At 68.3% G+C, this 13705-nt stretch carries 11 protein-coding genes and 1 pseudogene; 5 read left to right on the forward strand and 7 right to left on the reverse strand.

Translation table 11 applies throughout. The annotated features are described in order from the left end of the window. Nucleotides 1–60: 60 nt before the first annotated feature. From hutF to hutC, 5 genes are read right to left on the reverse strand one after another with little or no spacing between them, the layout of a single operon-like run. Nucleotides 61–1461, reverse strand: a complete 1401-nt coding sequence (hutF, locus tag HNP55_RS03850; protein ID WP_184296305.1) for a formimidoylglutamate deiminase — start codon at nt 1459–1461, stop codon at nt 61–63. Beyond that, entirely contained in the window at nt 1458–2261 is an 804-nt protein-coding gene (gene hutG, locus HNP55_RS03855; RefSeq protein WP_348648651.1) for an N-formylglutamate deformylase, read from the reverse strand. Before hutG ends, hutF begins: the two co-directional genes overlap by 4 nt. Nucleotide 2262: 1 nt before the next feature. Further along, complete coding sequence (gene hutI / locus HNP55_RS03860; protein WP_184296309.1) at nt 2263–3483, reverse strand: imidazolonepropionase; 1221 nt, start codon at nt 3481–3483, stop codon at nt 2263–2265. Then, a complete protein-coding gene (locus HNP55_RS03865) occupies nt 3483–4031 on the reverse strand; it encodes a HutD family protein (RefSeq protein WP_184296311.1) in 549 nt (182 codons plus the stop codon). Before HNP55_RS03865 ends, hutI begins: the two co-directional genes overlap by 1 nt. Further along, nucleotides 4028–4765, reverse strand: coding sequence for a histidine utilization repressor (gene hutC, locus HNP55_RS03870; protein ID WP_184296313.1), 738 nt, complete (start codon nt 4763–4765; stop codon nt 4028–4030). Before hutC ends, HNP55_RS03865 begins: the two co-directional genes overlap by 4 nt. A gap of 80 nt (nt 4766–4845) precedes the next feature. On the opposite strand from hutC, the gene hutU reads away from it, so the two are divergent. The 5 genes and pseudogenes from hutU (at nt 4846) to HNP55_RS24820 (ending at nt 11546) form a co-directional block, all read left to right on the forward strand. Further along, a complete protein-coding gene (hutU, locus tag HNP55_RS03875; protein WP_184296315.1) occupies nt 4846–6528 on the forward strand; it encodes a urocanate hydratase in 1683 nt (560 codons plus the stop codon). Nucleotides 6529–6650: 122 nt separating this feature from the next. Then, complete coding sequence (gene hutH / locus HNP55_RS03880) at nt 6651–8195, forward strand: histidine ammonia-lyase (RefSeq protein ID WP_184296317.1); 1545 nt, start codon at nt 6651–6653, stop codon at nt 8193–8195. Between the two features lie 384 nt (nt 8196–8579). Further along, a complete protein-coding gene (locus HNP55_RS03885; RefSeq protein WP_184296319.1) occupies nt 8580–9665 on the forward strand; it encodes an ABC transporter substrate-binding protein in 1086 nt (361 codons plus the stop codon). Nucleotides 9666–9823: 158 nt separating this feature from the next. Next, nucleotides 9824–11326 (forward strand): annotated as a pseudogene (locus tag HNP55_RS03890) (diguanylate cyclase); the annotation flags it as partial. Nucleotides 11327–11351: 25 nt separating this feature from the next. Next, nucleotides 11352–11546 carry a hypothetical protein gene (locus tag HNP55_RS24820; protein ID WP_409993728.1) on the forward strand — a complete coding sequence of 65 codons (195 nt, stop codon included), beginning with the start codon at nt 11352–11354 and terminating at the stop codon, nt 11544–11546. Between the two features lies 1 nt (nt 11547). Here HNP55_RS24820 and clsB read toward each other — a convergent pair whose 3' ends face one another. Beyond that, on the reverse strand, nt 11548–12864 hold the full coding sequence (clsB, locus tag HNP55_RS03895) for a cardiolipin synthase ClsB (RefSeq protein ID WP_348648652.1): 1317 nt from the start codon (nt 12862–12864) through the stop codon (nt 11548–11550). Continuing rightward, the gene (locus tag HNP55_RS03900; protein ID WP_184296323.1) at nt 12861–13688 is read right to left on the reverse strand and encodes an endonuclease/exonuclease/phosphatase family protein; all 828 of its coding nucleotides are present in this window, start codon (nt 13686–13688) and stop codon (nt 12861–12863) included. The genes clsB and HNP55_RS03900 overlap by 4 nt, the downstream gene beginning before the upstream one ends. Nucleotides 13689–13705 lie beyond the last annotated feature (17 nt).

Genomic DNA, 13705 nt, shown 5'->3' on the forward strand with positions numbered 1-13705 from the left:
CAGGGGAAGCGAATTTGCCCCCGGGGCCCTGCATTACCAACAAAATGCACGGCCCCCAAGTCAGGGCGCTGAATTCAATGCCTGCATGACGGACTCAAAATCGTCCGCCACCGCGGCCTCCCGCCCCTCCTCCAGCAAGCGCCCTTGCTGCAGGACCTGGCGGCCGGCCACATAGACCGCCTGCAAGACCTGACCCTGGGCGGCGAACACCAGGCCGTCCAGCAGATAGTCCTCGGGCAGGCCCAGCAGGCCCGAGGCGCGGCGATCCAGCACCAGGAAGTCGGCGCGGGCGCCGGCCTGCAAGCCCCATTGCTGGAAGCCCGCTGGCGCCGCGCTGCCGGCGCGTACCGCCTCAAACAAGCGGGCTGCCGTCGCCGGCTGGCGGCCGGGCAAGGCAGCCACATTGCGCTGCTGCAGACCCAGGCGCTGGCCGTATTCCAGCCAGCGCAGCTCCTCACCCCAGGCGCGGGTGACATGGCTGTCCGAGCCCAGGCTGATGGGCACGCCAGCGCCCAACCAGCCCGGCAGATCGCACAGGCCATCGCCCAGATTGCCCTCGGTGCCGGGGCAGATCACCACGCTGGCGCCGGCCTGGGCGATCTGCTCAATTTCCTGCCGCGTGCTGTGCGTGGCATGGACCAGATGCCAACGGGCATCGGGCTTGAAGGCCTTGCACAAATACTCCATGGGCCGCTGGCCACCGAAGGCCAGGCAGTCGCGTACCTCCTGCATCTGCTCGGCGATGTGGATGTGAACCGGCACATCGCTATCACCCAGCAGCGCCTGCAATGCCCGTATGTCGTCGGCGTTAGCGGCACGCAGGGAATGCAGGGCCACACCCGCATTCAGCAAGGGCCGGCCGGCGGCGTTGAGGCGCTGGCTGGCCCGCCAGACCCAGGCGGCATCGGTGCGAAAGCGGCGCTGGTCCTCGCGCAAGCCGGCCTGGCCGAAGCCGGCGCGGGCATAGAGCACGGGCAGCATCGTCAGGCCCAGGCCCACGCTGTGCGCCGCATCGGCCAGGGCCCAGCTCATGGCCAGCTCGTCGGGGTAGGCCTGGCCGTCCGGCTGGTGCTGCAGATAGTGGAACTCGCAGACCTGGGTGTAGCCGCCCTGCAGCAGCTCCAGATAGAGCTGGCTGGCAATCGCCTGCAGCTGGGCCGGCGTGACCTTCAGGGCCAGGCCGTACATGCGGTCGCGCCAGGACCAGAAGTCGTCCTCCCCCGACTCGCGCCGCTCGGCCAGGCCGGCAAAAGCGCGCTGGAAGGCGTGGCTGTGCGTGTCCACCAGGCTGGGCAGCACCGGGCCGGCCAAGGCCTCGACGCCTTCGGGCCGGGTCGCACCGACGGCGATCTCCTGCCAGTGGCCGCGCGCGTCCACCGTCAGCCGCACATCGCGCTGCCAGCGCCCGTCCACCCAGGCCAGCGCGGCCCAGAACTGTTGTGCTTGTTGCGGCTGCTTCATGGCGCGGGCCTCCAGGCCAGCAAGCGGCTCAGCAGCTGGCGGATCAGCGGCTGGACCTGGGCCGCCAGCGCGGGTGCGTAGGCATAGGGCGGCAGCTCGCTCATATAGCAGCGCTGGCACATCTCCAGCTGCACCGCGTGTTGTTGCCGCTCGGGTTGGCCGTAATGCCGGGTGATGTAGCCGCCCTTGAAGCGGCCGTTGACGACCTGGCTGTACTGATTTTGCGCGGCCTGCACCTCGGCCAGGGCGGCGGTGATGGCGGTGTCGCAGGACTTGCCCTCCACCGTACCCAGATTCAAGTCCGGCAGCCGGCCCTCGAACAACCAGGGCAGCTCGGAGCGGATGCTGTGGGCGTCGAACAGCAGGGCATAGCCGTGCAAAGCCTTGATGCGGTCCAGCTCGGCCTGCAGGGCCTGGTGATAGGGGCGCCAGTAGGCCTCGCGGCGGCGCAGCTTCTCGGCGGCGTCTGGGGCCTGGCCCTCCAGATAGAGCGGCTCGCCGGTGAAGAAACGGGTCGGGCACAGCTCGGTATTGGAGGCGCCGGGATACATGGGCGTGTCCTCCGGCGGGCGGTTCAGGTCGATCAGATAGCGCGAAAAGCGCGGAGCTATCAGGCTGGCGCCCAGCTCGGCAGCGATCTCGCCGTACAAGGCTTCCAGATGCCAGTCGGTGTCCTCGCTCTGCAAGGCGCGCGGGACATAACGGGCCTGTTGATCGGCCGGAATCTCGTGACCCACATGGGGCATGCTGATCAGCAAGGGGCTGCTGCCCTGGCTGAGTTTGAACACATCGCTGCTCACTTCAAGCTCCTCGTAGCTGCCCGCCGCGCACGCAGAGGGCGAGCGGGTTGCGGCCAAAGAAATAGGCCAGTTCATTGGGGTGGGCGATGTCCCAGACGCAGAAGTCCGCCCGCAGGCCGGCCTGCAACACACCCCGGTCCTTCAGCCCCAGGGCGCGCGCCGCATGCTGGGTGGCGCCGCGCAAGGCTTCTTCTGGCGTCAGGCGGAACAGGGTGCAAGCCATATTCAGCATCAGCAGCAGGGACAGCGTGGGCGAGGTGCCGGGGTTGTGGTCGGTGGAGATGGCCATGGGCACGCCGGCGGCGCGCAGGGCGGCGATGGGCGGCAGCTTGGTTTCGCGCAGAAAATAGAAGGCGCCGGGCAGCAAGGTGGCCACCGTGCCGCTGGCGGCCATGGCTTGCACGCCGGCCTCGCTCAAATGCTCCAGATGGTCGCAGGACAGGGCGCCGAACTCGCAGGCCAGCTGGGTGCCGCCCTGGTCGCTCAACTGCTCGGCATGCAGCTTGACGGGCAGGCCCAGGGCCTGGGCCGCCTCGAACACCCGGCGGGTCTGGGCGGGGCTGAAGCCTATGCCCTCGCAAAAAGCATCGACGGCGTCGACCAGGCCTTGGGCCTGCAGCTGCGGCAGCCAATCGCAGACGGCGCTGACGTAATCGTCCTGCCGCCCGGCGAATTCGGCCGGCAAGGCATGGGCGCCCAGAAAAGTGGTTTGCACCGCCACATCCAGCTCGGCCCCCAGGCGGCGCGCTACCGCCAAGCTGGCGGCCTCGGCGGTCAGATTGAGACCGTAGCCGGACTTGATCTCGACCGTCGTCACGCCCTCGCTCAGCAGCTGGCGCAGGCGGGCGGCGGCCGAGTCGAACAAGGCCTGCTCGCTGGCCTCGCGCGTGGCCGTGACGCTGGAACGTATGCCGCCACCGGCGCGGGCGATTTCCTCGTAGCTGGCGCCCTGCAGCCGCAGCTCGAACTCATTCGAGCGCAGGCCGCCGTAGACCAGATGGGTGTGGCAGTCGATCAGCCCCGGCGTCACCACGGCACCGTGCAGATCATGGGTTTGGGCCACACCGGCCAGCAGCTCAGCGGGCGCGGTCTCGGTGGCCCCCACCCACAGGATTTGCTCGCCCTCGGTGATCAGGGCGCCGTCGGCGATGCCGCCCCAGGGCGCGTCGCCGGCCAGGGTGGCCAGATGGCCGTGCGTCCAGAGTGTGCGTTGAGCGTCCATCAGAGCGCCTCCTCCTGCCAGCTCATCCACCAGGCCGGGCCCTGGCCTTCGAAAGAACAGGCTTGGGCGCTGGGGTTCTCGCACCAGGCCAGACTCATGGGCTTGAGCGCCATGGCGCGGCCACCATGCAGCAGCTGCCCGCCCTCGGCGCTGAACAGGCCGACCCAGCGCGACTGGGGCAGCCAGCCCTGGGCGGCGGCCTGCACCTGCATGCGGCCCCGGCCGCGCCTGTGCATCAGATTGAAGTCGCGGGTGATGCCGCCCAGCAGGGCGCAGTCCGGCGCCAGCGCGCCGTCGAAGTTCAGCAAGTCATCGCCCACCCGCAGTTCGCCTTGGTCCAGGCGCACGCCTTCGCCTTGCAACACGGCGAACCAGCGGTCCACGCCCTCGAATTTGGAGAAAGGCCCGTCCGCCTCGATATCGGCCACGCTGATGCGCAAGGCCCAGTCCGTGCTATGCGGCCAGGCCAGCAGTTCGCGCGTCTGGCCGCCGCCGTTGCGCCAGGCCTGGGGGGCCACCTCGGCGGCGCTGATGATGCTCCAACTCATGCTTGAAATGCTCCTTCAAGAAGATAGAGAGAGCCCGGATGGGTCAGGCGCACCGTGGTCACGGTCTGGCCGCGGCTGAAGGTGCGGCGCTTGACCACCAGGCAGGGTTCGGTCTTGCTCAAGGACAGCAGTCTGGCCTCCTCGTCCGTGGGCAGCAAGGCTTCGATGGTGTAGCGCGCCTCGGACAGCGGCGCCACCTCCAGCAAATAGTGGGTGGGCGTGATGCGGCTGAAGTCCTGGCCCAGATAGTCGGGGGCGCAGGCGGCGTTGACCCAGCGCTCCTCGCACTGGATGGCCACGCCGTTCTCCAGGTGCACGATCACGCTGTGGAAGAGTGGCGCGCCCGCCGGCAGCTCAAAGTCCGCCGCCTGCGCGGCCGTGGCGCGTTTTTTCTCCAGCAGATGGACGCGCGACTCGTGCTTGTGGCCGCGCGCCTTGATCTCGTCATGCACATCGTGCACCGTCAGCGTGGACGAGATGCGGTGCATGCGGTGGGCCTGGGCCACAAAGGTGCCGACGCCTTGCAGGCGCTCGACCAAGCCCTCCTGCGTCAGCTCGCGCAACGCGCGGTTGACCGTCATGCGGCTGACCTCGAACTGCGCCACCAGCTCCGCCTCCGAGGGCAGCAGATCGCCCGCCACCCAATGCCCGCCGGCGATGCGCTCGCGCAAGAAATTCTTGACCTTGAGATATTGCGGCGCCGGTGCGCTGGCAGACAGGGATCTTTTTGGCATGGACCGAATCGTACTTGACTGTACTTGTATAGACAACTACAGTTCGCCACATTCTTTCGAAGACACGATTGGAGACCGCCATGTCCGCACAGCCCCGCACCGTTCGCGCCCCCACCGGCAGCACCCTGACCTGCAAGAACTGGCTGACCGAAGCCGCCTACCGCATGATCCAGAACAATCTGGACCCGGTGGTGGCCGAGAACCCCGACGCCCTGGTCGTCTACGGCGGCATCGGCAAGGCCGCCCGCAACTGGGACTGCTTCGAGGCCATCCTCGAGTCGCTCAAAAAGCTCGAAGCCGACGAGACCTTGCTGATTCAATCGGGCAAGCCGGTGGGTGTGTTCAAGAGCCACGCCGACGCCCCGCGCGTGCTGATCGCCAACTCCAACCTCGTGCCGCACTGGGCCAACTGGGAGCACTTCAACGAGCTGGACCGCAAGGGCTTGATGATGTATGGCCAGATGACGGCCGGCTCGTGGATCTACATCGGCACCCAGGGCATTGTGCAAGGCACGTATGAAACCTTTGCCGAGGCCGGCCGCCAGCATTTCGGCGGCTCGCTCAAGGGCCGCTGGGTGCTGACCGCAGGCCTCGGCGGCATGGGCGGCGCCCAGCCCCTGGCCGCCACCTTTGCCGGCGCCTGCTCGCTGAACATCGAGTGCCAGCAATCGCGCATCGACTTCCGCCTGAAGACCCGCTATGTCGACGAGCAGGCCGCCGACCTGGACGACGCCCTGGCCCGCATCGCCAAGTACACGGCCGAGGGCAAGGCCATCTCCATCGCCTTGCTGGGCAATGCGGCCGAGATTTTTCCTGAGCTGGTCAAGCGCGCCAAGGCCGGCACGGCCATCAAGCCCGATCTGGTGACGGACCAGACCTCGGCCCACGACCTGATCAACGGCTATCTGCCGGCCGGCTGGACGGTGGAGCGGTGGAAGGCCGCCGCGGCCGACCCGGCCCAGCACGCCGAGCTGAAGGCGGCCGCCGCACGCGGCTGCGCCGTCCATGTGCAGGCCATGCTGGACTTCCAGTCCATGGGCATCCCCACCGTCGACTACGGCAACAATATCCGCCAGGTGGCGCTGGAGCAAGGCGTCAAGAACGCCTTCGACTTCCCCGGTTTTGTGCCCGCTTACGTGCGCCCGCAGTTCTGCGAGGGCCGCGGCCCCTTCCGCTGGGTGGCCCTGTCCGGCGACCCGGAAGACATCTACAAGACCGATGCCAAGATCAAGGAGCTCTTCCCCCAGCACGCCCATGTGCACCGCTGGCTGGACATGGCCAAGGAGCGCATCGCCTTCCAAGGCCTGCCCGCACGCATCTGCTGGCTGGGCCTGGGCGAGCGCCATATCGCCGGCCTGGCCTTCAACGAGATGGTCAAAAACGGTGAGCTGAAGGCCCCCATCGTGATCGGCCGCGACCATCTGGACAGCGGCTCGGTCGCCAGCCCCAACCGCGAGACCGAGAGCATGCAGGACGGCTCGGACGCCGTCTCCGACTGGCCGCTGCTGAACGCCTTGCTCAACACCGCCGGCGGCGCCACCTGGGTCAGCCTGCATCACGGCGGCGGCGTGGGCATGGGTTTCAGCCAGCACAGCGGCGTGGTCATCGTGGCCGACGGCACCGACGCCGCCGCCCAGCGCCTCTCGCGCGTGCTCTACAACGACCCCGGCACCGGCGTGATGCGCCATGCCGATGCCGGCTACGAAATCGCCAAGACGGCGGCCCGCGAGCGCGGCCTGAACATGCCCATGTTGAACCAATAAGCCAAAAGAAAACAAGACAGACCACAGAGACACAGAGCCACAGAGTCAACACAGAGATTTCTTGTATTTCTCTGTGTCTCTGTGTCTCTGTGGTTGAATTTATTTTTGCGAGCCCAAGCCCCATGAAGATCGAAATCACCCCCGGCCATATCACCCTGGACCAGCTGCGTCAGATCCGTAACGGCGATGTCCAGCTGACGCTGCACGCCAGCGCCGCCGAGATCATCCGCCGCAGCGCCGCCGTGGTGCAGGCCGCCGCCGCCGGCGACGCCCCCGTCTACGGCGTCAACACCGGCTTCGGCAAGCTGGCCAGCACCCGCATCAGCAAGGCCGATCTGGCCACGCTGCAATTCAATCTGATCCGCTCGCACTGCGTGGGTGTGGGCGCGCCCCTGCAGCCCTCGGTCGTGCGCCTGATGCTGGCCACCAAGGCGGCCTCGCTGGCACGCGGCTTCTCGGGCGTGCGCCCCGAGGTCGTGCAAAGCCTGCTGGACGTGTTCAACGCCGGCCTGATCCCCTACGTGCCCGCCCAAGGTTCGGTCGGCGCCTCGGGCGATCTGGCCCCGCTGGCCCATATGACCCTGGCCCTGCTGGGCGAGGGCGAGATGCTGGTCGATGGCCAGCGCAAGCCCGCCCTGGCCGAGCTGCAGAAGCACGGCATCGCCCCGCTGGTGCTGCAGGCCAAGGAAGGCCTGGCCCTGATCAACGGCACGCAAACCTCCACCGCCCTGGCGCTGGAAGGCCTGCTGCGCTTCGAGACCGTCTACGCCGGGGCCATCGTCAGCGGCGCGCTGAGCCTGGACGCGGCGCGCGGCAGCGACGGCCCCTTTGATGCCCGCATCCACGCCGTGCGCGGCCAGCCCGGCCAGATCGAGGCGGCCGCCGCCTACCGCCAGCTGCTGGCCGGCAGCGCCATCCGCCAATCCCATGCCGAGGGCGACGACCGCGTGCAAGACCCCTACTGCCTGCGCTGCCAGCCGCAGGTGATGGGCGCCTGCCTGGACCAGGCCCGTTATGTGCGCGAGGTGCTCTTGCGCGAGGCCAATGCCGTCACCGACAACCCGCTGGTGTTTGCCGGTGAGGACGGCAAGAACGCCATGGTTTCGGGCGGCAACTTCCACGCCGAGCCGGTGGCCCTTGCCGCCGACGCCCTGGCCGTGGCCATCGCCGAGGTGGGTGCGATTGCCGAGCGCCGCATCGCCATGCTGATCGACACCAGCGTCTCGCGCCTGCCGCCCTTCCTGACCGAGAACGCCGGCCTCAACTCCGGCTTCATGATCGCCCACGTCACCGCCGCCGCCCTGGCCAGCGAGAACAAGAGCCTGGCCCACCCCGCCAGCGTGGACAGCCTGCCCACCAGCGCCAACCAGGAAGACCATGTCTCCATGGCCACCTTCGGCGCGCGCCGTCTGGGCCCCATGCTGGACAACACCAGCCACATCATCGGCATCGAGCTGCTGGCCGCCGCGCAAGGCATCGAATTCCTGCGCCCCCTGGCCAGCTCGGCCGCGCTGGAGGAGGTGCACGCCCTGGTCCGCAAGAGCTGCCCGCCCATGCCCAGCGACCACTATCTGGCGCCGGACATCGAGCATGCCTTCGAGCTGGTGGGCAGCGGCCAGCTGGCCCAGCTGCTGGACCGCGACACCGGCCTGGTGGTGCTGCCCTGAGGCCCTGAGGCTTTAAACCCGGAAGATCAGACGGCCTGAACAGGCCGGCGGGCGGCGTCGGACTTGCTCCGACGCCGCCTTTGTCGTTTTGGGGCCACGCCGCGGCGCGTCCGGGCCTCAAACTCATGCAGGCTCAAGCCCTGCCCTCCCCACAGACGGGGATGAAAGCCTGAACGCCGGCGAGCTCGGTCGGGCATAAGATGCCTGCCAGACAACATCCAAACCAAACGCAGGGTCGGGTCACAATAATAAGTAGGACTACGCAAAGCCGGTGCAGCAAGGCAGAGCGCCGAAGACGGTACACCTGGTACGGCGAGGCGCTCGAACGCAGCTGCGGCGGTTTTGCGTAAGTCCTGATAAGAAGCAAAGCGGAAACCTGATTCCATGAGATTCCTGATCGCCCTCCTCTGCGGAATGTTCTGCCAACAGGTTGTGGCGCTGTCGGTGACCTTCATCAATCCGGGGCGCTCGGACGAAGCCTATTGGGTCACCGCCGGCAAGGCCGCGCAGGCCGCAGCCAATAGCTTGGGGATGAAATTCGAGCAGATCTATGCCGAGCGCGACCCTCTGCGTGTGCTGGAAATCGCCCGCGGCCTGGCCGCCCGCCCCAAGGAGAGCCGGCCCGATTACGCCCTGCTGACCAATGACAAGCAGACCCTGCTCAGCACCGTGCGGATTCTGGAGCGGGCCGGCATCAAGTCTTTTGCCGCCTTCAGCGGCCTGACGGATGAGGAGCGAGCCCAGTTCGGTGAACCCCGCAGCGGCGTCAGCGGCCTGATCGGCTCGCTCGAACCGCAGGGCCGCGATGCCGGCTACCTGACCGCGCAAGCCCTGATCAAGCAAGGCCGGCGCCTGCGCCTGCAGGCGCCGGATGGCAAGCTGCATCTGCTGGCCCTGGCCGGCGACCGCTCCACCCCCGCCTCGCTGCAGCGCAATCTGGGCCTGCAGCAGGCCCTGGCCGAGCAGCCCGATGTGGTGCTGGACCAGCAGGTCTATGCCGACTGGCGGCGCGACAAGGCCGGCGAGCAGATGAGCTGGCTGCTGCGCCGCCACCCCCAGGCCCGACTGCTCTGGGCCGCCAGCGATCAAATGGCTTTCGGCGCGCTGGAGGTGCTGGAACTTGCCCGCCTCACGCCCGGCCGCGATGCGCTGGTCTCGGCCATCAACACCTCCCCCGAAGCCATGCAGGCCTTGCTCGGCGGGCGGCTCAGCGCCCTGGCCGGTGGCCATTTCATGTGCGGAGCCTGGGGCCTGGTGATGCTGTACGACTACCACCACGGCCGCGACTTCGCCGACCAGGGGCTGGAACTCAGCAAGCCCATGTTCATACTCTTTGACAAAAACCTGGCCGAGCGCTACCTGGCGCGCTTCGGTAACGAGGGCCGGGCCATCGACTTCCGCAGCTACAGCCGCGTGCTGAATCCCGCCCGCCGCCACTACGAGTTCGACTTCGAAGCCCTGCTCAAATGAACTGGCTGCACGAACCCCTGGGCACCACCCTGCCCCCAGCCGCCAGCGGGCCGGACGGTGGCCTGCCGCCCCAGCCCACGCCCGACCCCCGGCCGCTGCGCTCGCTGGCGGAAAGCCTGACGCGCCGCATCGTCTGGCTTTGCGTGGGCGTCACGCTGATGGTGGCGGGCGCCCGCCTGCTGCTGGTCTACAAGCAGGAGCGCCAGGCCTTCGAAGCCGCCGTCAGCAATGTCAGCCAGACCCATCTGCCCCTGCTGGCCAATAGCTTGTGGGATATCGAACCCCTGGCCATCCAGCATCTGCTGCAGGACATCGCCCGCGCGCCGCAGATCCAGGCCGTGCGCCTGAACGTCAGCACCGGCCAGTTCTTCCAGGCCGGCGAGGCCTTGAGCAAGGCCGAGCGCAACGGCGGGCAAGGCGATATCAATCTGGAAGTGCCAGGCCCCAAGGGCGGCAAGTCCCTGGGCCAGCTGAGCCTGGACTTCAACCAGGGCTATCTGCGCCAGCAACTGCTGCACACCTTTGCCCAGGTCGGCCTGATCGGCCTGCTGGCCACGCTGGGCCTGGGCGCACTGACCCTGCGCATCCTGCGCCGCGAGCTGCATCAGCCCTTGCAGGAGCTGGCCCACTTCGCCGGCACCCTGGCCCCCGGCAAGGCCACACCGGCGCTGGAGCTGGCCCGCCCGTCGCGCCCGCAGCGCGACGAGCTGGATGTGGTGGTGGAAGGCTTTCGCACCCTGCAGGCCGAGATCCAGCACTATGTCGACGAACGCCAGCGCCGCGCCGAACAGCTGGAGCAGGCCGTGGCCCGCCGCACCACCGAGCTGCACGAGGTGACGCGTTACCTCGAGACCATGTCACGCCGCTCCAGCCGCTTCCTCAATCTGGCGGTGGACGAGTATCCCGGCATGATCCGCGCCACCTTGCGCGACATCTCCAGCCACTCCGGCGACTGCAGCCTGGCCATCGCCGAGCAGCCGCTGGGCGCGCCCCAGGCCAGCTGCCGCCTCGTCTGGCTGGCGCCGCGCGACAGCGTGGCCGGCGTGGCCCTGGACCAGCCCCTGCTGGCCGATCTGATCGGCCCCTTGCCGCGCGGCTGGATCGTGCTGCGCTTCGAATGCCTGGCCGACGCCGAACCGCAGCGCGCCATCGCCATGCAGCGTCACGGCATCCAGGCCATGGTCTGCTGCGCCTTCACCGGCAGCGCGGGCACCCAACTCCTGCTGGCCATGTCCTCCAGGCCCGAAAAATGGGTGTTCCGCGACGACCGCATGGCCAAGATGTCGGCCGAGATGCTGTTCAACATCATGCGCCACTGGCAGGACCAGCAAGCCCTGCAGCGCCTGCACCAGGAGCTGGAGCAGCGCTCCAACACCGACTCCCTGACCGGCCTGGCCAATCGCCGCTGGTTCGACGAGGTCAAGCTGGAAGAAACCCGCCGGGCCATGCGCACCAGCACCTCGCTGGCGGTGGTGACCATCGATGTGGACTTCTTCAAAAGCTATAACGACACCTACGGCCATGCCCAGGGCGACCAATGCCTGGTGGCCGTCAGCCGCATGATCCAGCAGACCTTCAACCGCGCCGGCGAACTGCCGGCCCGGGTCGGCGGCGAGGAGTTCACCGTGCTGGTGCCCGAGCACGATCTGGCCCAGGCCCTGGGCCAGGCCGAGCCTGCGCCAATGCGTGGCCGATCTGGCCATCCCGCATCTGGGCTCACCGCTGCAGCGAGTCAGCATCAGCGCCGGTGTGGCCTGCGTGCGGCCCGACCGCTTCGAGGCCGGCACCAGCCCCGAGCACTTCATCGCCGAAGCCCTGGAAGCGGCCGACGGCGCGCTCTACCGCGCCAAGCGCAGCGGGCGGGATCGGGTGTCGGACTGAGTCAGTAACGGCCTGTTGCGCCGGCCACGCGCAGATAAACATAAGCCCCCCAGGCCACCAGCGCCCGGCGCAGCATGCCGGCCAGGCCGCTGCCGCCCAGCGTCTTCAGCTCCACCTGGCGCGACACGGCCAGGGCGGCGGCGAACTGCGTGGCCACGGTCTGCGCGAACGGGGCGTCACGCACGATCACATTGGCCTCCAGATTGAGCAGCAGGGAGAGTGGGTCGATATTGGAGCTGCCCACCGTGGCCCAGGCCTGGTCCACCACGCCGACCTTGGCGTGCAGATAGGCGGGGGTGTATTCGAAGATCTGCACCCCATGGCCCAGCAGCTCGGCATACAGGGCTTGCGCGGCCAGGCCGGCGATGCGGTAGTCCAGCTTGCCCTGCAGCAGCAGGCGCACCGTCACGCCGCGCCGGGCGGCGTCGCGCAGGGCGCGGCGAAAGGCCTGGCCGGGGTAGAAATAAGGCGTGACCAGATCGACCTGCTGCCGGGCCCCGCGTATGGCCTCGATATAGGCCCGCTCGATGGTGCGGCGCTGGCGCAGATTGTCACGCAGCACAAAGGCGGCGCAGACCGGCGGCTGCGGCGACTCGGGCTCGGCCGAGCGCCGCCAAAGGCTGGCGCCGCGCGGCATGCGCAGGCGCTGGGCCAGGCGGCGCAGCCGCGCCACCGGCTCCGGGCTGCGTACCAGGGCGCGCAATTCCTCGCCAAAATCGCGGCCCAGCCAGGCCCGCGTCCAGACCGCCCGGGCGGCCTGGGCCACGCCCTGCACGATGGGGCCGCGCAGACCGACGGCAAAGTCCAGGCGCGGCTGATCGGTCGGGCCCTTGTTGATGTCGATGCGGTCGTCGACGATATTGATGCCGCCCACAAAGCCTTGCAGGCCGTCGATGACGCAGAGCTTTTGGTGCAGGCGTCGCAGCTGGCCGGGCTGCAGCCAGCGCCACCAGCGATCGATGGGGCGGAACACCGCCAGGGCCACCTGCGAGCCGGCAAAAGCCTGGCGCAGCCAGGGCAGACTGGCCTTGGAACCGAAGCCGTCCACCACCACCCGCACCCGCACACCGCGCGCGGCCGCGGCCAGCAAGGCCTGGGCCAGCTCGCGGCCGGCCACATCGTCGTTGAAGATATAGGTGGCCAGCCAGACCTCGTGCAAGGCATGCCGGATGGCCTCGTTCTGCAGCGGGAACAGCTCATCGCCGCCGCGCAGCAGGCGGACCTCGTTGCCGCCCTGGTAGCTGGCGCCATGCGGCGCATGCCAGCTCGCCAAGGCCTCGGCCTCGGACAGCTCGGCAGCCGCTTGCGCCTGGCTCACGGCGACTCCAGCGCCAGCTCGGCCAGCAGGGGCAGGTGGTCGGACATGCGGGCCCAGGCCGGGCCCTTGGGCACCTGCAGATTCACGCAGCGCAGGCCGCGGATATAGATCCGGTCCAGCGAAAAAAACGGCATGCGCGAGGGAAAGGTGGCCAGGCGCGAGCGCCCGTCCGGCAGGCAGGCGCGGGCCAGGCCATGGGCGCGCATGGGCGCATCCAGGCGCTCGCCCCAGTCATTGAAGTCGCCCGCCACCACCAGCAAGGCCTCAGGCGGCACATGCTTGTGTACATACTCGACCAGGCGCTGCACCTGGCGCAGGCGGCCGCTGTGCATCAGACCCAGATGGGCCACCACGGTGTGCAACTCGCGGCCCTGCCACAGCACGGGCACATGCAAGAGGCCGCGCTGCTCGAAGCGGTGGTCGGACACATCGTGATGCCCCACATCACCCAGCGGCCAGCGCGAGAGCAAGGCATTGCCATGCTCACCATGCTTGGTGACGGCATTGGTTCGATAGGCCACCTCGTAGCCATCGGGTGCCAGGAACTCGGCCTGGCCTTGCTCGGGCCAGCCAAACCAGGTGCGCTGGAACTGCTGGGCTTCGCGATGGTGGAACTGCCTGACCTCTTGCAAGAACACCAGATCGGCCTTCAGCGCATCCACGCCCTGGCTGAGGTTGTGGATCTCCAGGCGCTTTTGCGGCCCCAGGCCGCGCACCCCCTTGTGGATGTTGTAGGTGGCCACCCGCAGATGCGGCGTGGGTTCAGGACCTGCGGGGCTGGCACTATTGCTCAGCGCGGCACTCAGGGCGGGACTGCTGCTCATAGCGGAATCAAATGGGT

The organism is Roseateles oligotrophus (assembly GCF_014204525.1).
GTDB classification, from domain to species: Bacteria; Pseudomonadota; Gammaproteobacteria; order Burkholderiales; family Burkholderiaceae_C; genus Paucibacter_A; species Paucibacter_A oligotrophus_A.